The sequence below is a fragment of the Affinundibacterium fentianense genome (assembly GCF_018139545.1).
Classification (GTDB): Bacteria; Pseudomonadota; Gammaproteobacteria; order Burkholderiales; family Burkholderiaceae_D; genus Undibacterium; species Undibacterium fentianense.
Genome location: NZ_JAGSPJ010000006.1, coordinates 1 through 20348, shown reverse-complemented (window position 1 = coordinate 20348; position 20348 = coordinate 1). Strand labels below are relative to the sequence as shown.

Sequence of the window (20348 nt, the reverse complement as noted above, 5' to 3'; positions counted from 1 at the left end):
TTAATCTTTCATGCGGTGAACAATGTTGAGGCTGGCTGGAACTGAACCTGTTTTATCCCGTGGGAAAGGTTGCGACTTGTCGATTGCTTTTTCAACTGCCTCATCGAACGCGAGAATACCCGAAGATTTTGTCTTTTTCACCGGACCTCTCAAGGACCCATCGGGAAACAAATTAATGATAAATTCAACAGTGGGGTTGCTCGACGACGTATCGCTAACCACAAAAATTGTATTCGATCGAATTTTCGCTGCAACTTTGGCGTTATAACTTGGATCACCACGATTATTCCCAGTTGATTTCAAGGCATCTCCCAAACCACCCGCGCCTGACTTGACTGCTTGACCATTTAATCGACGCATGTTCTCTTCAAAAATCTTATCTTGAGCCGCCTTTTCTTGCGCCAAGCGCTTTTTCTCCGCGGCCTCTTTTTTCTTAGCCAACTCAAGCTCAGCTTTTTTTAATTCCGCTTTCTCTAATTCTTCCAACTTCTTCTTTTCAAGCTCTTTGCGTTTCTTTTCTTGTGCAATCGCTATCTCTGGATCTTCCTTCTCCACCTCTTTCGGAGCTTCAATAACTGGCTTAGGTTCTTCTTTCACTTCTTCCACGGGCACAGGCAATGGTGCCGCCTCGCGCGTAGTCAAGTCCCACACTTCCGCTTCAACTGCGACCATTTCACTACTCTGCCATTGAATGCCAACAACCAAAAACATCAAAAGCAAACCATGGACGAGCCCAGCAAGCGCCAGTGACTTCCAGATTGCGTCATCATGTGGATTAAATTTACGCGAGTTGTAGATAAATTCGTTCATTAATTATTAGGACCAATTTGCAACTAACTAGTTCTTCGGCGCGATTATAAACTGACTTGGCAGAACTACCGAGCTCGGAATATACGCAACCATGCGCAATCACATTCAGTTAAACGAAAAACTATACCGCACGTCAGCAGAATTATCTGTGCCAGAACGTCCAACGAAGCGAATTCGCCGACTCAACTGCCAACTTAATTTCAATGCGCCGCTCGCATCAGACACCCCGCGCTCTACAGACAAAACCAAGCCTGGACGCAATCGCTTTCCGATATTCACGACTTTATCGTTCGATGCTGCACCCACTGCAATTGCCCCAGCAACAGTTTGGCTTGGCAATTTGGACGCTCCTCCATTCTCCGCTGGCCCAATTGAGAATTCATCGAAACCTAAGCCTTGCACTAATTCACGCGGCAAATTCCGGCTACCATCACCACCAAACAAAGCTCCAGCTGCCGACAGCAAAAGTGATGCATCAGCTGTTCCAACTTGTTCAGATTCTCTCCCTAACACTAGCCATGAGATTTTTTCACTATCTGGTACATTTGGTTCAGAAACAAGTCTGACTTGCGGACGTGCAACCGTTCCTGTGACATCAACCCCTGCCTCTACAGCCAAGCCTTTGCGCAAAGCGCGAATATTCAGAGACGGGTTACCTGGTGTTCCCTGAAAATTCAAAATTCCTCGCTCAATCTCAAGTTTTTGCCCATAACCCTCATATTGACCACCGTTCGTGACGATTGATCCACTGGCATGGACAGGCGCCCCATCGCTACTTCTCAATCGCATAGTTCCTGTCAAGGCGGTATCTAAGCCGCGTCCAACAAATACGAAACGGGGGCCCATATCGATTTGCAGATCGAGTTTCGTCTTCCATACTTTTTTGTTTTCTTGAGAAGTTAAATCCTCGTCAAGTACCTTCCCTGACTTTGTCACAACCACATCTCCCGATAAACTGGGAGGCGGCATTTTCGGCAACTTAAAATAGGCAGCATCTGCACCTAACTTGCCGATTAAAGACCAAATTCGATCGGATTGGGTAATGTCCGCTTGTCCGCTGACCACTAACCATCGATCTTTTCTTTGCAAGAGGGGAAATGCTTTCCAATTTGCATGAATTGCGCCATTTTGATTCTTCCAACTTACCTCGCCTGAAGCATTAAACTCACCTTCTCGCCCCAGCCAATTTAAATCCTGAAATTGCTCTAATTTAGGAACCAAATTGACTTTGCTAGTAAATCGCAATTGCTGAAGTTTTAGCGTATCTTGATTCAATTCTGCATGCAGCTCGCCATTAGGAAATAACAAGCCTTCCGATGCAAACGCCAACTCCAGTCCATGCCCTTCTAATTTTGCATTGTATTCTGGTCGCGCCGTGCTCCCATTGAATTTGGCATCTAATTTCAGCGCACCTTTCGCGGTAAAGTCCGCACTCAGTTGATTCGCTAACCATTGCAATTCTGGAACTGACGCATGGATCTCGCCACTTATTGGCATGTCGGAATTCCAAGTCCATCGATCATTAATTCGCTGCAATTGTGTCGCCAATTCAGCATCCCACTGGCCCAATTTACTTCCGCGGCTCATGAATTGCATCCTGACACGTTCTGCATCGCTTCCAGCAACGAGTCCACCAGCGTGGAAACTCGCACTCAACTCTCGCAAACCTAGCTGAGTCAATTGTCCCGTTCCATCTAGGTCACTCACAGTGAGATCCCCTTGTTGCCTTTGTATACGCACCATGCCACGCAAATGATCCTGAAGCTGCACATCCCATTGTGCGCCAAGCTGAAGGTCACCATGTAAATTTTCTGCAGGTCTAAACATGTCAACAATCGGCATGACAGGAAGTGCGTCCCATTGCCCTCGGGTTGAATAAGACAATGGACTCCAATCAAACTGTTCAAGTCGAACCTGTCCCATCACACCTTCAAAACGGGCCTGGCCAAGACCGAAACCCTTTGTGGTGAAGCGCAAGGGTGTCGGCTCCAGTAGCCGTAAATCTTCCTTATAACTTGAATTCTTTGGCAGGAAGCCACTCAATACGAATTCTTGCACATTACCGTGCCACACGATCTCCGCTGGATGCGTCTGCGGGGGACGTATCGCACTTTTTGATCGGAGATCATTGCCGATTTGCTGCCAACTTCCGTTGGCCCTAAATTGCAGATTACGAGTTTGATCGAATTGCGTTCTCAATTCAATTTGGTGCGAATTGCGCGACCCATTTAAATTGACCTTCAGTTGTTCAATGGCTGAAAAACGATGCATGATTGGGGTGCTCACCGGGTCATTCGGAAGATGCGGCTGGTGTGTCCCCCAATCTTTACTCAGATCATTCTGAGCCAATCGGATTTGACGAGCCACAAGATTGAACTTCAGCGCATCCGTTGGAGCAAGACCAAACTCGCCATCCCCATCAATCTGACCGATATAGATACCCTTCTGAGTCATCAGATCCGCACCGTGAGCCTGAAATTCACCGGACAGTGCATCTAATTTCCCTCGCAAATTAGCCTTTAAATTCGCCTTACCTCGCATGGAAACGATCCCGAAAGTCTCCAGTAAGGAGAGCTGATCTGCTTTCAAATTCACTTCTAAACTATCCTGCACTTTGCCCAAACCACCTTTGAGCGACAATTGATTTGCGCCCCAATTCAAATCAAATTCTTGAACCGCCAAAGCTGTTTTATCATGCCAGTCAACCATGCCATGAGCGAGTATTGGTTGACCAGCAAGTTCGCCAGACAAACTTGGTAAGTTTAATTTCAATCGAGTTTTGTTTCCAAAATTCCCTGATAGTTCAAACGCGCCATCCAATTTCCCTTTTGGAGCAAGCCACCAATGTGCAGGATCAAATCGATTCAAAGTAGCCTTCAACTCAAAATTTTTCGTTTGATCAAAATCCACCTTACCTTGCCCATCTAAGCGTGCTTCGTCGGCTTGCAAAGTCATTTTTTTTAAGTGCAGAACACCATTGTCTCCCTGCGCATTCAAACGAAAACTCGCTTCCACCTCCGCCTTTCCGCGAGGCTCGGTAAATTGCGCTTGAAAATCGAGACTTCGATCAGTCTTGGTTTGAAGTTGGATTTGACCTTGAATTCGACTTTCGCGTAACCGACTGTCAATATTTAGTAAATTAATATCTTGCAATTTTAGTTGAGCAGTTACCAAGGGCAGCGCAGTGGATCGAAATTCGATCATAGAATGTCCCTGAATTTGTCCGCCATTCAAATCGATTCTTGCATTTTGCAGTGTTAAATTTTCTTGGTTCCATTTGATATCAGCATACAGTGTTCGCAGCGGCAATCCTTTTTGATCAAGTGTCGCAGGGACATGATTTTTTGCATGTACAAATCCGTCCAAACTCCAACCCGTCTTCGGTTGTCCGACAACGCTCTGGCTGCTTGCTGTCATTCGAGAATTAGCGCTGCGATCGTTCCTTGTGCTTGACGCAGTCCCGGCCTCAACCGTAGGTTTCGATCCAGGAATTCTCACCTTGTTTACCTCGACCAAAGGTTCGACAAAATGGTCGCTTTCGATACTCTGTTTTTTGAATTGATGCTGGCTAACCGAATTCACCTTCTGCGGCATGTTGCCAACACCTGAGTTGTTTGCATTTAAATTTATCTCAAGATCTAACATCGCATTCGGTGCCGCTGAATGAATCCATTGAGGATTTAACGTCGCGATGTTTGCCCGCGCTGCTTCCAATGGGAAATCCAGAAATGGTGCCAAAACCAAATCCAAATCAATCTTGGCCTGTTGTTCCGGGTCGGCACGTCGACCATCTTTCGCTTTCAAAACAGAATTTGCTTTCAACAGAAGTCGCTCCAAGCTGCCAGACATTTCCCCTTCCAACAACAGCTTTGGCAGATGTGATTCAGCACGGCCGGAATAAATAAAATTCCCTTGAGTAACAAATGGTCGTCGTGTTTGCCACTCTTGCTGAATCTTGACATCACCCCATTCTGAATTGAGGCGCAGTTGTATTTGATGAAGGTGTGAGTCACCTTGCCAATGTGCGGTGATTCCCGCAATACGCGCATAGACATACGGTTGCGTTACTTGACTATCAGCATCGTTTTTTTGAAATTCTGCCAACTGAATTCGACCAATCGCGAGCTTATCCAAATTCAGCTGAAAGGGGAGTCCTAGGTACTCAGGCGTACTGGATGAGGTATTACTTTTCTTGTGTGCAATTTCGACACTGGCTATCTTTAAGGAATTGATGAAAAGCTGCTTACGTAACAACAGCCAGGCATTCCAATCAAGTTCAACACTATGCAAATTAATTTGATGCTGACTATTCACATAATTGATCTGATCGATTTCGACGTGATTCGCAAGTTGGCCTCGCATTTGCCCAAACTGCAGTTGACCAGCACTCAACAACTCGATACTCCGTAACGCTATTCGCCCCCCCAACTGAGTGTGTAAGAGCACGACTAGTAATACGCATAGGAGTCCGAACGAAATACCAATTCGAACAAACATACGATAGCCAAAATAAGGCTTAGTTGGCAAAACAGACTGCGTTTTGCTTTCTTCATGCTCAATTCTCTTGGTCCGATTTAACTTCGTCATTTATTCAATTTCGTTGCGGGAAACACGTTTAAAAAGCAATGGCGATGGAAAAATCTAAACGAAATTTCTTGATTTGTCTGCCGTACGATAGATCTAACGCGATCGGCCCCGCGGGGGTCTTAATCCGCGTACCAACGCCAATACCCTGCTGTAATTTCAATGTAGACCAATTCGTGGCAGCGCTTCCCGCATCAAAAAACGCAGCGAATCCCAAATTTTCGCTGCGCCAATGTACATATTCCAGACTAGATGCGGCCATCACGCGCCCACCGACTACCGCTTCACCTTGTCGCACGCCCAAGCTTTGATACGCATAGCCACGAACCGAAGTACTACCTCCAGTACGGAATAGGTAATCTTCAGGAATACCATTTGCACTACTACTGAAGACTTTTCCAAGCTCCATACGGACAAGGAAATTATCGCGTTGACCAAGTGGATACCAATACTGGTATTTACCGTACAAACGCACAAATCGCTGATCAGAAACGATCGCTTTATCTGATACTGCCATATCGACTTGAGCACGCTGCCCTTGGCGTGGAGCAAAGACATCATCAACATTTCGCCAAGTCCAACCGGCGCTCGCAACAAGCGCTCGGCTTCGACGTTCAGTTTCGAGGTTCGTCGTCGACTTTTGAACTACCTTCTCTTGGGTATAATTTAAACCTAGTCTCTGCTCAACCAAGCCATGTGTAATCGTCCTTTTGATACCCAACATTGATTTAGTCTGCAACAAACCTTCTAGATTTGAGCGGTCGAACAAGAGACCAAATGAATCTAAGCGATTATTGTCGTTCGGCGGCAAATTCACATCGGCATAGGCAAGTTGGCGTTTTTGTTCAATTCGCAGTGCCGAATGCAAGTCCCAAACACGATTTAGTAGATTCCGGTCTCGATAACTCACCTCCGTGCGAAACCCAGTACTTGAACTATAACCTGTACCAAAACTCAAATCACGGGTTTGCCGCTCAGTCAAATTGAGTTCAATCGGCAATGCATCGGCTTTCGTACTATCTGTTTCGATATTGAATGCAACCGTTGAGAAATAGGCCGAATTCTGCAACCCACGCTGGAACTCGGTCAATCGATGACTCGAGTATGGCTCGCCTTTTTTAGGGGGATTGAAGCGATCAATTAACCAGAGAGGATAGCGCTCCAGGCCGATCACCGACAAATCACCAATTAGGAAAGCGGCACCGCTATCGACATCCAATTCTAAATTTGCCAATGCACTGTCTGGATCAATCGATGCGCGACTATCAACTAGTACGGCACCAGCATAACGAAACGAACGCAAATTTTCCATCAGCATCGTCTTCGCATTACTCCAATCATCCTGACGAAACCAGGCGCCTGGCAACAAATTCCAATCAGCAATTAACTTTGCGCGTCTCGCAATCGCACTAGGATCTCCAGCCTCCGCAGCATCCTGCAACGCACCGGTAAAATGAATTAGGACATTCTTAATTTGCGTACGACTGCCAGGTTCAATTTGAATATCGACGCGCGTACCCTCTTGATTTTTATCGAATTGCAAGCGTGGGGAGAAATATCCCTCTGTCGCAAGAATCTCACCAATCTCTCGTTGCAATTTGCGTAAAAAACTCGCCGTTGGGATCTGAGGCTCTGCACCTGTTGCAAGCACGGGGATGTGCTGCTCCAGCAAATCCAAAATACTGCTCGATGAAGTTCGAACGTAAAATCGAGCAAAAATTCCTTCACTTTGTGTGTCTGAATTGAGAATACCGGCTTTTTTCTCCGCAATCGGAAGTGCTGGATCGTTCGACTGCGCCATGCTACAAAGTGGATTTAATCCTAGTATCGTGACGATACTCAACGCCGCACATCGTTTTGACATCTTGAGTCCAATTCGTTATGACACCAATCGCGTTTACTTGGTGGCGAGTCCTACGCGTTGGATGCCAAGTTTCTTTGCCTCTGAAATCACTTGGATAACTTCATCGTACTTAATCTCTTTGTCAGCCGAAACTAATACCGACATATCTGGTTTGGTCTGATGATATTCCTTTAGCTTTGCGAACAATTGCTTACGATCTAACGCACTTAGCTTTGCTTCCTGACTCGATTTTCCACCACTTCGCGAATTGATACTAATACTAGCGGATGCATCTGGACTCAAACTTATCTCAATATAATCGGCCGGAGGTTTTGTCGATTGCCCCGCCGTCGGTAAGTTAATGACATTTGGATTAGTCATCGGCGCTGTTACCATAAAAATGATTAACAACACCAACATCACGTCGATGTAAGGTACGACATTAATTTCAGCTTTAAACTTGCGTTTACGTTCGCCACGAAGTGAACTCATGAATTTTTATGGAAACACGATTACTCAGCGCGATTGGCGTTGCAAAATATTGGAGAATTCCTCTATGAATGTCTCAAAGCGTATTGCCAATCGATCGATATCGTGCGAATAGCGATTGTAGGCAAGTACCGCCGGGATCGCGGCAAACAAACCGATTGCAGTCGCAATCAATGCCTCTGCAATCCCGGGCGCGACTGCGCTGAGAGTCGCCTGCTGCACATTCGCGAGGCCGCGGAAAGAATTCATAATTCCCCAAACTGTACCCAGCAACCCAATGTAGGGCGAGACCGAGCCGACCGAGGCAAGAAAGGACAAATGAGACTCAAGGTGATCCATTTCACGTTGATACGATGCCCGCATTGCACGGCGCGCACCATCCAGCATGGCACCTGCATCTAAATTCGCCTTATTCGCTGCCTTCACTTTATGGTACTCATTCATTCCTGCTTCAAAAATTCGCTCTAAAGCACCAGTCTTGTCACGACTTCCACGATGATTCGCGACCGCTTGTTGATACAGTTCTACCAAATTTCCACCAGCCCAGAACTGTCGTTCAAACTGCTCCGTCTGCGTCCGCGCTTTTTTAATTGCAAACATTTTACTGAAAATATAATTCCAGCTAGTAATTGAGACAAGTAACAAAATCGCCATCACGATTTGTACGATCGGAGAGGCGTTTAATATCAACGCAGAAAATGAAAGGTCGTGGGTTATAGTCATCATATATTCATCGTAATGATTGGTTCAGGTGTCGCTTTTCACAATTTGACCGAGGTTTATAAGAGTAATTGTCAAAACTATTGCGTATGGTACTCGTCTAGTTTCTATTTTCACGGAACAGATCTGGGCGAATCAACTGTAAAACTGGCTTTGGAATCTGTATCGGGCGCCATGCTGCCATATCCACACAACAGATCGTGATTAGGGCACTGACTAACAATGTTTCACCACGACGTGCCTGCTGTAAAAACGTGATCGATGCGCGACCCGTTTTTTCAACCATTGCGCTGATCTGAAGTTCATCATCCAAACGCGCGGGAGCATGATACTCGACATTCGTCGCTTTGACGACAAACAAACATTGATGATCACGTGCCATAGTCGAGGACAAGACACCTATTTCCCGCAACCACTCTGTGCGTGCGCGCTCAAAAAACTTCAGATAATTCGCGTAAAAAACAATTCCTCCCGCGTCCGTATCTTCATAATAAACGCGCAATGGCCAACTAAACACATTCTGTTCCATACTTTTCCACGAAATATCTATTGTTCCCGACATCAATCACAATTCGTGAAAATGCCGCATTACCTTCACGGGAGTAACCAAAGTTTATAGCGGACCTTCGTTGATCAATTCGCTTGCCGCTGGATCGCCAGAGGGCCATACCCTTGACACGTTGGCATCATCTCGATGTGATTCACATTGATATGACTAGGCAAAGTGGCAATCCAATAAGCGGTTTCTGCAATATCCTCGGCGGTCAATGGCTCAGTCCCTTGGTAGACAGCTGCCGCTTTTGCAGCATCCCCCTTGAACCGCACATTTGAAAATTCAGTTCCGCCACATAGGCCTGGTGCAATATTGGTCGCACGAACACCAGTACCAATCAAATCGGCACGCAAATTTAATGTGAACTGATCAACAAACGCTTTGGTCGCACCATACACATTTGCGCCGGGATAGGCGGTCGAGCCAGCAATCGAACCGATATTGATAATCAAACCATTTTTCCGACCTACAAAATGGGGCAACATTGCACGAGTCATCCTGACCAAGCCTTTGTTATTTGTGTCGATCATCGTTTCCCAGTCATCAAGATCCGCGAGTTGAGCTGGGGCAATCCCTAATGCCAAACCGGCGTTATTAATCAACACGTCGATGTCACGCCACTCTTCTGGTAATCCTTCAAAAAAAGCGGATATTGAATCTTTATCTGCGACATCCAATACGACAGGCAACATGGATTCACCCAATTTACCCATAGCGTCTTGCAAAGCGTGGAGTTTTTCCTCTCGCCTTGCCGCTGCGATGACACGATGCCCCGATTGCAAAAATCGCCGAACCATTGCCTCACCAAACCCTGAGCTCGCGCCAGTGACCAATACCAACATATTTATATACCTTTTGACAAAATCGAGATTTAAGCACCACCTTCTATATTTTATCGTTTTTCAATCAACTTTGAGGTAAAACAGCCGATTTAGCATAGAAAGGTATTCCACCAACGCAGTCCAACGTACAACTCATATTGTCATTTCAGTTTTAACTCACATTGCTTTTCTACTCATTTTTAGGTGTAACTCATGCTGCTTAAATACTTATAAACGCTCGAAAACCTAGTGCTAGAGCGGCTTTGCGGATAGATACAAACTTCAATAGAACAAGCATAATCTTTCGATGCTCGGTGATTTTCGGACATCGGCTCAACTTGATCTCCCCCCCCTAATCACGTAAAATTCGTTCACCATTTTTGTCTCACGCAACTGGCGAAAATGCAGCAACTTTTTATCCAAAAGTACCTGCAGAAGATGGAGTTCCATCGTGAAGCGTGAGATTCGCAGAGTCGATTCTTGATTCTGGCCGTACGCCTGGGTAACTCGATGGTAAAAGTGATTGAGACTTGTATCAGCAAGCATTCGCATTTTTACAAATCAGTCCCAATCCATTTTTTCAATTTTCACGCTTTTTCTACAGGAAACCCATGTTCTCCAAGAATCATACTCTCGCTAATATCGATCCAGAATTGCTCGCCGCGATTCAAGCCGAAAATGTACGTCAACAAGAGCATATCGAGTTGATCGCCTCTGAAAACTACACTTCTCCAGCCGTGATGGAAGCGCAAGGTTCTCAATTGACCAATAAGTACGCTGAAGGTTATCCAGGCAAACGTTATTATGGTGGCTGTGAGCACGTTGACGTAGTCGAGCAACTGGCGATTGACCGCTTAAAACAAATTTTCGGTGCAGAAGCCGCTAACGTACAACCTAACTCAGGTTCACAAGCGAACCAAGGTGTGTTCTTCGCCGTCTTGAAGCCAGGCGATACCATCATGGGCATGTCTTTAGCCGAAGGCGGTCATTTGACACACGGTATGCCATTGAATATGTCAGGCAAATGGTTCAACGTGGTTTCTTACGGTTTGAATGAAAAAGAAGAAATCGACTACGAAGCCATGGAACGTTTGGCACGTGAATCCAAACCAAAGTTGATCATTGCTGGCGCATCGGCTTATTCTTTGCGTATCGATTTCGAACGCTTTGCGAAAATCGCAAAAGAAGTAGGCGCGTATTTCATGGTCGACATGGCCCACTATGCTGGCTTGATCGCTGCTGGCGTCTACCCTAACCCTGTGCCGCACGCAGACTTTGTCACCTCTACGACACATAAGTCGTTACGCGGCCCACGTGGTGGCATCATTTTGATGAAAGCTGAACACGAAAAGATCATCAATTCAGCTATTTTTCCTGGCTTACAAGGTGGTCCATTAATGCACGTGATTGCGGGTAAAGCAGTTGCATTCAAAGAAGCATTGAATCCTGAATTCAAAGCGTACCAAGAACAAGTTGTAAAAAACGCAGATGCCCTAGCAAAAACTTTGATCGAACGTGGACTACGTATTATCTCTGGTCGTACAGAGTCACACGTAATGCTAGTTGACCTACGATCTAAAAATATCACAGGCAAAGCAGCCGAAGCGGTACTTGGTTCCGCACATATTACTTGCAACAAGAATTCCATCCCGAACGATCCTGAAAAACCATTCGTTACCTCTGGCATCCGTTTAGGTAGCCCAGCTTTGACCACCCGTGGCTTCAAAGAAGCAGAGGCAATCAAAATCGGTCATTTGGTTGCCGATGTTTTGGACAATCCAAATGACAATGCAACGATTGAGCGAGTCAAAGCAGAAGTAAAAAAATTGACCGATGCATTCCCTGTTTATGGCAACTAAAAAATAGTCAAAAGCCACTCTAATGAGTGGCTTTTTTTATAACATCTAGAATAAAAGCATCGATCAACATCGAAATATCGAGCATAATTCAAGTGCAACGATCAAAGAAAAAAACTCGCGCAATAAAATCGAGTAATACACCTCTAATAAAAATAATTAATCGTGGAACCTATCCCGTGTTTGCAGGAGAAATGCAATGAAATGTCCTTATTGTCATCATGTTGATACCCAAGTGATAGACACGCGCATTTCTGAAGAGGGTGATAGCATCCGTCGTCGCCGTCGTTGCGCAAGCTGCGATAAGCGGTTCACAACCTACGAACGAATCGAACTAGCGATGCCCGTGATCGTCAAGAAAAACGGGAGTCGCTCAGAATATGAATCATCCAAATTGCGTGCTAGTTTGATGCTAGCGTTACGCAAAAGACCTGTTTCCGCCGAAGCTGTGGAGACAGCCATTCAAAGAATAGAAGAGAAATTACTGGCAAGTGGAGAGAGAGAAATTGTCTCCGGACACCTGGGTGAGCTCGTAATGCGAGAACTAAAGCGTTTGGACAAGATCGCTTATATACGTTTTGCATCGGTTTATAAGAGTTTCGAAGACGTGTCGGAATTTGTCGAAGCAATTCAAGAAGTTAAAAAAAAATAGCGAGTTGAAACAACTCGCTATTCATCGTCCAAGTCAATCTAACTAAATCATGTAATTCAGAGGTGATTTCAAACCAATTGATTCGATTTGATTGAGGAAACAGACGCCCCTTATTTAGACCAGCAAGTTTCTGTGGTCATCCCCCCAGTTAAAGTTCCGCTACTCCCCTTTTGACCTAGTTGATTATAGGTGTAGGTTGCACAATCATCACCGGCCATTGCATTGGCTGGAACAGCTTCAATCGCATAGTTCATGACACCTCGCGCAGGCGCAGCACGGAAGGCTATGTTGTAATTGACTTTCGTACCTGTTGCACCTCGCGGCGAAACGAGATTTGGCAACACTGGCGCAACTGGCACCGCTGCAGCCGTTTGAAGATAGGAATTATTTTCTGAAAAAAATCGCTCCATATATTGTGCATTTTCAAGCAAAAGTGCACGAACTTCCGCACGATTACCGCGCCGCACATTATCTCGGTAGCTTGGGTATGCGATCGCAGTGATAATTGCAATAATTGCCACCGTGATCATTAGCTCAATTAAAGTAAAACCTTTCTGCTGTCTAACATCTAATGTATTCATTTCTCAACTCCCTCAACTTATTTTTCTCATCAATTCGATACTCTACTGCCGCCCAACTAACTGACGCCACAATCGGACGGTTGGAATTGCAGCGGATAATTTCGCGTCTTTACCAGAAGGTGGTACTGTTCCAGTCTTTGCATCAGCTTGGAAAATCTTCACTTTGCGGTTACCCATCCGAATGATTGTGGTACCAAATGTTGCGCTGCTTTGTATTCCGCTCGCCATCGTATCAGATGCATCCACAACGCCATTCCCATCTGAGTCGATAGTTTGGTAACCTAAGGCGCCACCGTTCAACGGACTAATTTGCAAGGTTGTGGACAGACCATCAATGACACAGAGATCCGTGCTACTACCTGGAAATAAGGTTGTGAAAATTACTTGATCCTCAAAAATAATTGGATCATTGACTACGCGCTCTCCTGATTTCACTTTTAATGTCATAAACCATCCGCGTTTTGTCGCCCAAGGAACCACATTCTTGGTCACTTGGTATAACTTCCCACTGGCACTCAAAGTTTGTTCGACCAATTGCGACTGCGTGACCTGGCTCGTGGTGGTTTTATCCCAAATTCCGTACAAAGTTTCTTTATCTGTCGTTGCTGCATCGGTGTCTTCAAAAATTTTACCGGTCCCAAACACAATCATATTGCCGCCTTCTGGGTGAGGGTAAATTTGAGGCTGTGTTGTGATCGGTTGCTTACGCCCACTATCGACCGCGCTAAACAATGGAGTCGCTGATGGTAAGGCTAAGCCTGGCGTCGTCACCATCGAAGGCGCCGTACCAGTTGTCACAAAATCAAACTTCCACAAATTGCCTTGACGATCTCCAGCATAAGCCGCTTTGATGGTTGAATCCGCGTTCAATAGCAATTTGGGTGTGGACAGACCGTTTGGTGTACCAGCGCCGCCAATTCCTGTCTCAATCTTCTTAATGAGGTTGCCTGTTTTTAAGTCTAAAACATACAACACTGCTTTCAAGCTCGTGCTTTCAAAGCCATTGCCGAATACCGCAACCCAACGTCCGTCACGCATAACACCAATTTGAGCAACCCCGATCGTATAACCTAAATCGGCATCAACTGCAGGAACAGTCGAATTGTATTCCCACAGAACATTAGTCTTATCAAAGGTACTTGAATCAGTCACATCCAAAGCAAACACCGATTTCGCGCCCGCACCAGTTGTTCCTACTAAAATTGTTTTCCAAGGTTTGGTTGAATCAGAACCGATCGCTGCATCAGCAATGGACGGTGTACCATCAACATAGAATCGATGAACATAATTAGGCTTCGCCAATTCATGTAAAAATGGAATAACCGCTTTGGGAATATAGGCGAATCGCTCTTTGCCACCATTCGCATCAGCCGTTGCATCGAACGCATGCAACATTCCGTCGTTGCTACCAACAAATACAGTTGCCGCCCTTGTCTTTTTCGTGGTGAGATATTTGCTGTATGTAGTCTTGCCTGGAATATCGGTAGGCAAGAAAATGTAGCCACCGTCCTTGCCTTCTTTCAAGTACTGGGGATCAGAATTGACCAAATCACCTAACAAGACTTTACGCGTGCGGAAAGGTTTTGACTCCAAGGACTTTTCACCCTTTACATAGTCCAAAATATCTTTTCCATAAACCGTATACGCTGGTGCATATGCCGCTGCCGCTGTGTTCATGATCGTTTGATCCCCAGAGGTAATATTGTCGAAATCAAATTCGGTACCACCTTTACCATTCGCGTTCACCGTCACGATTTTACGAGATGCAGGAACAGGAATTTTTGTATCCGTATCCCAATCATTGACCGACTTTATATTGCCACTAAGATCAACTGATTTTTGTTCCAATCGGCCAGACCAATCAGCAGTCTGATAGGTTGAAGTGTATAGCTTCAGGCCGATATCCAATGTGTTTTTGGAGGTCGCTACCGCCGCGGCATCGCCGGATCGTGCTGCTATTTCATTTAATGCGCTATTCAGGGCATCAGAAAACGCCTGAGGATTGCCTGCATTAAAATATTTACCTCGAGAATTCAAAGCGGCGTGCCATAAGTCATCCACTTGATTTTCCGAGGCTTTAGGCCAAGACTTTGTCCCTGAGGTAAGTGCTGCCAAATCAACCGCTGGATCTAAAGTCCCCTTGACGCCAAGTCCCACCGTATATTGGACTAAATGCTGCCAAAAGGCCGGATCCACACCGTCACGCGAGGGCGGTACATTTTTTTTGGCTGCCAACCAATCTGTTCTCAGGTCATTGACCCAATAATACATAGCGATATCAGCCAAGGTATCGCCCTCACCATCCATATAAGGCTTAACAGCAGTGTATTTGTAAGTTTTTCCTTCCGAACTCGTCATTGTATTGCCGTTTTTCCCATCCCAGTCACCTGTGCGACCTGTGCCAGCTCCGTCATTGTTCCAATATCCATCGGTCATCAAAATATTGTAATTTTGCCGGCAACTAAGTTGATCACTGGTGCTGCCGACATTGTATTTAGTCTGCCAAGGGCCAGTTATCGTTCCATCTTTAAAATACTGCCCAATATCATCCACGGCCTTTCGAAGAGGAGTACCAGCAGATGGAACTTTGCGTTGATACAAAGTATTGAGAAAATTTTTCTTATTCGTTACGTCGAAATCATCAGACACATTTAATACTTTAGTACCCGTCGTATTAATCGTTCCAAATCCGACACGCAGAGTCGATGCTTGGTTAGCAAATGCCCTGCCGCTACCAGCGCGTGCTGATAACATCCTCGAACGGTAGTACTGGAACCAATTCGCAAAATTCGTAATTTCCTCGTCATAGGTACATGTTGTCGAGGCACAATCTGAACGGGCTGCAGATTTTGCAGGCAAAGTCGTTCCTGATTTAATTTCAATTCGCTTAAAACAACTGAGTTTGCTTGTATTGCAAGTTGTCAATCCATCTGGATTATATTGAAAATAGGTAGCTGGATAGAATTTTGTTTTATCGGCGACCCCATTTATCGTCCACTTCGGAGTCGAGGTCGTCGCGTTAGCAGCATCATTTAGCCACTTGTTACTATGGATATCGTAGTTCTGCTCTACTGTGAGATTTAAAGTCGCCGTACTCATCGAGCTGACAGTAACCGGATTATATTTCGCAGCTGTCGGGCTCGCATTTGGCATATTATTCCCATAGGGATTCGATGCTGTAATACTAGCCGGATCGATCCATGGATCGTAACGAACAGCTGGGTTGTAATACATTTTATTGGTCTCAGGTGAGCGCCAACGTGCGACCGTAATATTGTCCGAAAAACCAACAACGGTCTCCAAATTCGAACTGTAATTGCCATTACCACTGACGTTATAAACGTCGTCAGGCGATGGAAACACTCGCGTTACCCAGCAAGTATCATTACAGTATAAAAACATGTCAGTACGAGATCCATCGGTAGTCGCATTTCCAGTCGGTGTAAGTTCCTCGGGCATCACTTCGAACATCATCGACCCCGAATCATCTAAGGTATAGAAAACATTGGGTGGGACATTCGCTTTTACAAGTGGCGGTAAATTTGAGATACCTGCAATACTTGAAAGAGGTGCCAGCAATTGACTCGCAACCAGCAATTGCACTATCGAATAGGTCAAATAGGATTTTTTATTCATCATGATGCACCTCGATTAATTATTGCCGCAACGAATGACTTCTTGTAGCCAGACAACTGCTGTATCAACACTACCTACACCGCGCGCAGTTATCACGTAAGGATAAAACTGTTCGCCACCACGATCATTCGGCTGTTCCCAACGCTCAATCATGCATTGCGGTTGATCCGCAACATTCACAATCGAATTTGCCTCCGACAATTTGACCGCATTGTTTGCGCCTGCACCTTTCCAATTCGCAGCCTTAGTCCACTCATCGGGAAAATTGCTCGTGACATCAGCAATATTTGCCGGTTTTTGCGATGGAATAGCTTTCACAGGTGATGCGTCTGAAATCTTGCACATATCTAATGCACCCACCGTCAACACGATAAAGCTTTCACAAAAGCGAAGTGCCTTTTCTGCTGCCTGAAATGCGAGATCCTGAGCACGTAGATTCGCAGTCACTTTCTCATCCAATGTCGCTTTCTTAATTGCAGTGACGGCGAGCATCGTCATGACAATTAAAAAAATCATACTGACCGCTAACACGAAACCTCTTTGTTTTTGATGAAATTTAAATTTCATGTTGCCCCCACTGAACGGCTTCGAATTGCCACTGTAGTCGAGAATACACCACGGATTCGACGATCCGCTGCCGTTACCAATTTGTCTTCACAGTCACGGTAGGTTTGCGGTGTGGTCACCAAATTATTATTCGCAGAGCGCACAACGATGCAAATGCGGACTGACACAACTCGCCCCCACATGTCCGGTGTCAACATCTTATCTGCAGTGACAAACTGGTTCACATTTTGGACAGTCATTGTTTTGTCGTTCTCTAAAGTCACTTCATCTGGCGATAAACCATAAGTCACTTTCATAGCCTCGACATTCTCGGCAATAGGTTGTGCAGCATTCGCTAGATTGCTTCCAGGAGCAGTATTCCCATTGCCCCGACAGTACAATTCAGGATTTCCTGTTGTCGCATTATTTTGCACAAAGAATCTATTCTCAATAACATAATACGCCGCTGTTCCTGGACGACCATTTAACTCTGGGATTGCGGGGGAAAGAATAGCATTTGCCCCCAAACAGTCTGTTGGAGTAGCACCTCCTGAAGCGATGACATTTTGATCCACAACATAGCGAACCAAAAAAGCGTCAGAAGCTGTTCCAGCCGCACAAGCTACCGTTGTAACTTCAGTTGCAGTATTGGCGAATCCGCCTGCACAACCTCGTATTGCGTTTTCTGATGCACCAGTTTTCAAGTTGGAATAACTCGTGTAAGTGGCGGGATAAGCTTTGTTTAATTTCAAAGCATCGTCCGTATTCACATATTTTTCATTGGTGGATAAGATTGTTCCATATCCGGCCATACGAACATGAAAAGCCATCAAATTTAAGGCAAGTCGACCTTCCTCATCGAGCCTGGTCTTATCATCACCGGATCTAAATGTTTGACGATTCGTTACAAACAAGGACGACACGGCAATTAAGATTACCATTCCTATGGTCAAAGCAATCATCACTTCGACGATCGAGCGACCTTTTTCGTAGTTCGACGCGATAGTGAAATTCAAATGTGTTTTCATATTGAGAATCTCAAATTAAAACAACGAACACCTGCTGGAGCTTTTGCAGCTTCAGGGCAAGTCGCATCGACATCCGTAAAAGTGGGCTCCTTCCACATCACCGTCACATCAAAAGTCGACCCCACACCACCAACCACCGGAACGATAACACCAGCGCCACCGATCAATCGACGTTGTAGGTTGCGCAACCATTCTTGAATATCGTTCGCTGCGATTTGAGCTGATGTGCATTTCGTAGAGACGCAATCATTTTGAGGATCGTGATTGGCCGCATACACTGTCCCATACTCGTCAAGGAAAGTGTATTTTGCTTCATTTGTTGCTTTATCTGTGGGAGCTCCGGTTGCCACCCAATTACTCCGCATACGTTCACCTAAATCATAAGCAGCTTGCGTTGCTTCCGATCGCTGACTTGCCGTTTTCTGAAACTTCATTGCATTGATCTGCAGGCTAGCCAGACCAAGTAAGCCTATCGCCATAACTAAAATTGAAACCATAATTTCAATTAAAGTAGCACCACTTTGTCGTCGCATATTTTGCACAATCGTCTCCATTCTATGGACAGTCCGGTGTTTTACCGACCCGTGCCCTTCCGCCAACACCAATGCAAACCGCTCTATCTAAATTTGCATAACCGGTTGGTGAGCTAACTTGAAAATTCACCGCTGTAAAAGTCTGGCCGGTCGAACCAAAGGTAACGAATTCAATCGCATTACTTGGAATAATCGACCCATCCTGGGAAGTTGCCAACATGCGTCCTTGAACTCGCAGTAAAGTATCCCCAGCTTCAAAATCACCATCGCCATCAACATCTGCAAAAATTAACCAACCACTTCCCCATCCGACATTTGACACACTGCTTGGCGATTGATCGCATACTGGTGCTGCATCATCTGCGGTTGCGCTCTTGCAAATAGACACGCGAACCCCTCGCTTCAGAGCCTCAGAGCGAGCCAACAGCAAGTTGCCGTGTAGATCTGCGGTAATGCTTGAAATTCTGTTTGAAATAACCATATTTCGGTATGAAGGCATCGCCATAGCAGCCAAGACACCGGTGATGGCCAATACAATCAATAATTCCACTAAAGTGACACCGTACTGGATTTGATTTCGCTGCAGATTAGCGGGCATTTTTATTCTCCTTCTGTTATTTTGGAGTATACAGAAGAAGTGCCTGTGCGCAATTTTTTTCAGATAAGCGGCGGGGAACGCTTGATGCGAGGGCGTGATTTTTCGAATATAAAAAAGACACGAAGCTATTTTTGCGCGCATTCTTGCTTGTCAATTCTGGCGCGGCCTCCTGACGCAATACAGATATAGCGAAAGTAGCTTGGGTCCAATTTTCCCTCGGGTGCAACAATGGAGAACTCTAAAAATGTTCCATATACTTGTCCAAGGTTATTGAATTTTATTTGCTTACGGATTGGGCTTGAATTTATTGAGCCAACCGTTGACGATTGAAACACCTTTCCATGTACTTGTAAAATTTCATCTTCAGTCGAATATTTTCCATCTTGGTTTCGATCATGAAAGATAATCCAACCATCGCCCCACTCCGCGCTAGCACCTGTCGCAGCTGCAGCATCACAAGATGCTGAATTGCCATCAGCATTTGTACTTCGGCAGATTATTACACCTCCACCCCGCTTTAACGCTTCTGATCGGGCATAGAGTAGTGCTGCATGCAAAGTACTTGATGCCGTATAGATGCGCATACGCGCAACCAAATTTGAATACGATGCTAGAGCGATTTGCGAAAGCACACTTACCAAAAATAGAGAAATGATTAACTCTGTAAGAGTCATTCCTTTGTAGTATTGATTCCTTTGATTCTCCATGATGTTTCCTTTTTTTATATTCGAGGAAAAACTAAAATTATCAAAAAAGATACTTATAAAGACACATACTAACACCACTATATAATTAAAAACATTTTTACTATTCTTTTTGTTATTTTTTTGCACATTCTTACTTTAGTTGTTGTAGATCACCAAAGTGAATTGGTTTTTTAAGTCAATTACTATTAGAGGCTTAGTTTTGATTGACAAAAAGGTATATGGTTATCAAAAGCTGATACAAGGACGAAGGAGTTTTTATAGTGCTTAGTACTAAAAAAGTCGTGAAGGAGAGCCTGAGGAGTGGTGGATCGAAGGTGAGGAGTAACAAAGAATCGGGTTATGTGGAATATGTTTTTGTGTAGGGATAAAGCAAAAGCCCCTGATTCGTTGG

16 protein-coding genes and 1 riboswitch are annotated in these 20348 nt (G+C 45.1%); of the genes, 2 read left to right on the top strand and 14 right to left on the bottom strand.

Going from position 1 to position 20348, the window contains the following annotated elements; genetic code table 11:
• The 7 genes from KDM90_RS13860 to KDM90_RS13830 all read right to left on the bottom strand — a co-directional run bounded on the left by KDM90_RS13860 (window position 1) and on the right by KDM90_RS13830 (window position 9841).
• Window positions 1-810 carry an energy transducer TonB gene (locus tag KDM90_RS13860; protein ID WP_212676229.1) on the bottom strand — a complete coding sequence of 270 codons (810 nt, stop codon included), beginning with the start codon at window positions 808-810 and terminating at the stop codon, window positions 1-3.
• Between the two features lie 105 nt (window positions 811-915).
• Window positions 916-5397 carry a translocation/assembly module TamB domain-containing protein gene (locus tag KDM90_RS13855; protein WP_212676228.1) on the bottom strand — a complete coding sequence of 1494 codons (4482 nt, stop codon included), beginning with the start codon at window positions 5395-5397 and terminating at the stop codon, window positions 916-918.
• A gap of 28 nt (window positions 5398-5425) precedes the next feature.
• Window positions 5426-7258 carry an autotransporter assembly complex protein TamA gene (locus KDM90_RS13850; protein WP_212676227.1) on the bottom strand — a complete coding sequence of 611 codons (1833 nt, stop codon included), beginning with the start codon at window positions 7256-7258 and terminating at the stop codon, window positions 5426-5428.
• A gap of 33 nt (window positions 7259-7291) precedes the next feature.
• On the bottom strand, window positions 7292-7729 hold the full coding sequence (locus tag KDM90_RS13845; protein WP_212676226.1) for an ExbD/TolR family protein: 438 nt from the start codon (window positions 7727-7729) through the stop codon (window positions 7292-7294).
• A 24-nt stretch (window positions 7730-7753) separates the two neighbouring features.
• Window positions 7754-8449: a protein TolQ gene (tolQ, locus tag KDM90_RS13840; protein ID WP_212676510.1), complete on the bottom strand. Its 696-nt coding sequence runs from the start codon at window positions 8447-8449 to the stop codon at window positions 7754-7756.
• Between the two features lie 97 nt (window positions 8450-8546).
• Window positions 8547-8975 carry a tol-pal system-associated acyl-CoA thioesterase gene (gene ybgC / locus KDM90_RS13835; protein ID WP_212676225.1) on the bottom strand — a complete coding sequence of 143 codons (429 nt, stop codon included), beginning with the start codon at window positions 8973-8975 and terminating at the stop codon, window positions 8547-8549.
• A gap of 104 nt (window positions 8976-9079) precedes the next feature.
• A complete protein-coding gene (locus KDM90_RS13830; RefSeq protein WP_212676224.1) occupies window positions 9080-9841 on the bottom strand; it encodes an SDR family NAD(P)-dependent oxidoreductase in 762 nt (253 codons plus the stop codon).
• Between the two features lie 358 nt (window positions 9842-10199).
• Window positions 10200-10331: riboswitch (ZMP/ZTP riboswitch) on the top strand.
• A gap of 100 nt (window positions 10332-10431) precedes the next feature.
• On the opposite strand from KDM90_RS13830, the gene glyA reads away from it, so the two are divergent.
• Window positions 10432-11679 (top strand): serine hydroxymethyltransferase, encoded by a 1248-nt coding sequence (gene glyA / locus KDM90_RS13825; protein ID WP_212676223.1) that lies wholly within the window; start codon window positions 10432-10434, stop codon window positions 11677-11679.
• Between the two features lie 196 nt (window positions 11680-11875).
• The gene (nrdR, locus tag KDM90_RS13820; protein WP_212676222.1) at window positions 11876-12328 is read left to right on the top strand and encodes a transcriptional regulator NrdR; all 453 of its coding nucleotides are present in this window, start codon (window positions 11876-11878) and stop codon (window positions 12326-12328) included.
• Window positions 12329-12438: 110 nt separating this feature from the next.
• Here the strand turns inward: nrdR and KDM90_RS13815 are convergent, their stop codons facing one another.
• The 7 genes from KDM90_RS13815 to KDM90_RS13785 form a co-directional block, all read right to left on the bottom strand.
• Complete coding sequence (locus KDM90_RS13815; RefSeq protein ID WP_212676221.1) at window positions 12439-12909, bottom strand: type IV pilin protein; 471 nt, start codon at window positions 12907-12909, stop codon at window positions 12439-12441.
• A 42-nt stretch (window positions 12910-12951) separates the two neighbouring features.
• Window positions 12952-16548: a pilus assembly protein gene (locus tag KDM90_RS13810; protein WP_212676220.1), complete on the bottom strand. Its 3597-nt coding sequence runs from the start codon at window positions 16546-16548 to the stop codon at window positions 12952-12954.
• A 12-nt stretch (window positions 16549-16560) separates the two neighbouring features.
• Window positions 16561-17112: a pilus assembly PilX family protein gene (locus tag KDM90_RS13805; RefSeq protein ID WP_212676219.1), complete on the bottom strand. Its 552-nt coding sequence runs from the start codon at window positions 17110-17112 to the stop codon at window positions 16561-16563.
• Window positions 17109-18119, bottom strand: a complete 1011-nt coding sequence (locus KDM90_RS13800) for a PilW family protein (RefSeq protein ID WP_212676218.1) — start codon at window positions 18117-18119, stop codon at window positions 17109-17111. Before KDM90_RS13800 ends, KDM90_RS13805 begins: the two co-directional genes overlap by 4 nt.
• Window positions 18116-18652, bottom strand: coding sequence for a type IV pilus modification protein PilV (gene pilV, locus KDM90_RS13795; RefSeq protein ID WP_230409833.1), 537 nt, complete (start codon window positions 18650-18652; stop codon window positions 18116-18118). The genes KDM90_RS13800 and pilV overlap by 4 nt, the downstream gene beginning before the upstream one ends.
• A gap of 22 nt (window positions 18653-18674) precedes the next feature.
• Complete coding sequence (locus KDM90_RS13790) at window positions 18675-19250, bottom strand: GspH/FimT family pseudopilin (RefSeq protein ID WP_212676216.1); 576 nt, start codon at window positions 19248-19250, stop codon at window positions 18675-18677.
• Between the two features lie 125 nt (window positions 19251-19375).
• Window positions 19376-20083: a GspH/FimT family pseudopilin gene (locus KDM90_RS13785; protein WP_212676215.1), complete on the bottom strand. Its 708-nt coding sequence runs from the start codon at window positions 20081-20083 to the stop codon at window positions 19376-19378.
• Between the last annotated feature and the right edge of the window lie 265 nt (window positions 20084-20348).

Coding starts and splice junctions, on each gene's coding strand:
- KDM90_RS13860 (WP_212676229.1), bottom strand. CDS start 810: ATGAACGAATTTATCTACAACTCGCGTAAATTTAATCCACATGATGAC.
- KDM90_RS13855 (WP_212676228.1), bottom strand. CDS start 5,397: ATGACGAAGTTAAATCGGACCAAGAGAATTGAGCATGAAGAAAGCAAA.
- KDM90_RS13850 (WP_212676227.1), bottom strand. CDS start 7,258: ATGTCAAAACGATGTGCGGCGTTGAGTATCGTCACGATACTAGGATTA.
- KDM90_RS13845 (WP_212676226.1), bottom strand. CDS start 7,729: ATGAGTTCACTTCGTGGCGAACGTAAACGCAAGTTTAAAGCTGAAATT.
- tolQ (WP_212676510.1), bottom strand. CDS start 8,449: ATGACTATAACCCACGACCTTTCATTTTCTGCGTTGATATTAAACGCC.
- ybgC (WP_212676225.1), bottom strand. CDS start 8,975: ATGGAACAGAATGTGTTTAGTTGGCCATTGCGCGTTTATTATGAAGAT.
- KDM90_RS13830 (WP_212676224.1), bottom strand. CDS start 9,841: ATGTTGGTATTGGTCACTGGCGCGAGCTCAGGGTTTGGTGAGGCAATG.
- glyA (WP_212676223.1), top strand. CDS start 10,432: ATGTTCTCCAAGAATCATACTCTCGCTAATATCGATCCAGAATTGCTC.
- nrdR (WP_212676222.1), top strand. CDS start 11,876: ATGAAATGTCCTTATTGTCATCATGTTGATACCCAAGTGATAGACACG.
- KDM90_RS13815 (WP_212676221.1), bottom strand. CDS start 12,909: ATGAATACATTAGATGTTAGACAGCAGAAAGGTTTTACTTTAATTGAG.
- KDM90_RS13810 (WP_212676220.1), bottom strand. CDS start 16,548: ATGATGAATAAAAAATCCTATTTGACCTATTCGATAGTGCAATTGCTG.
- KDM90_RS13805 (WP_212676219.1), bottom strand. CDS start 17,112: ATGAAATTTAAATTTCATCAAAAACAAAGAGGTTTCGTGTTAGCGGTC.
- KDM90_RS13800 (WP_212676218.1), bottom strand. CDS start 18,119: ATGAAAACACATTTGAATTTCACTATCGCGTCGAACTACGAAAAAGGT.
- pilV (WP_230409833.1), bottom strand. CDS start 18,652: ATGCGACGACAAAGTGGTGCTACTTTAATTGAAATTATGGTTTCAATT.
- KDM90_RS13790 (WP_212676216.1), bottom strand. CDS start 19,250: ATGCCCGCTAATCTGCAGCGAAATCAAATCCAGTACGGTGTCACTTTA.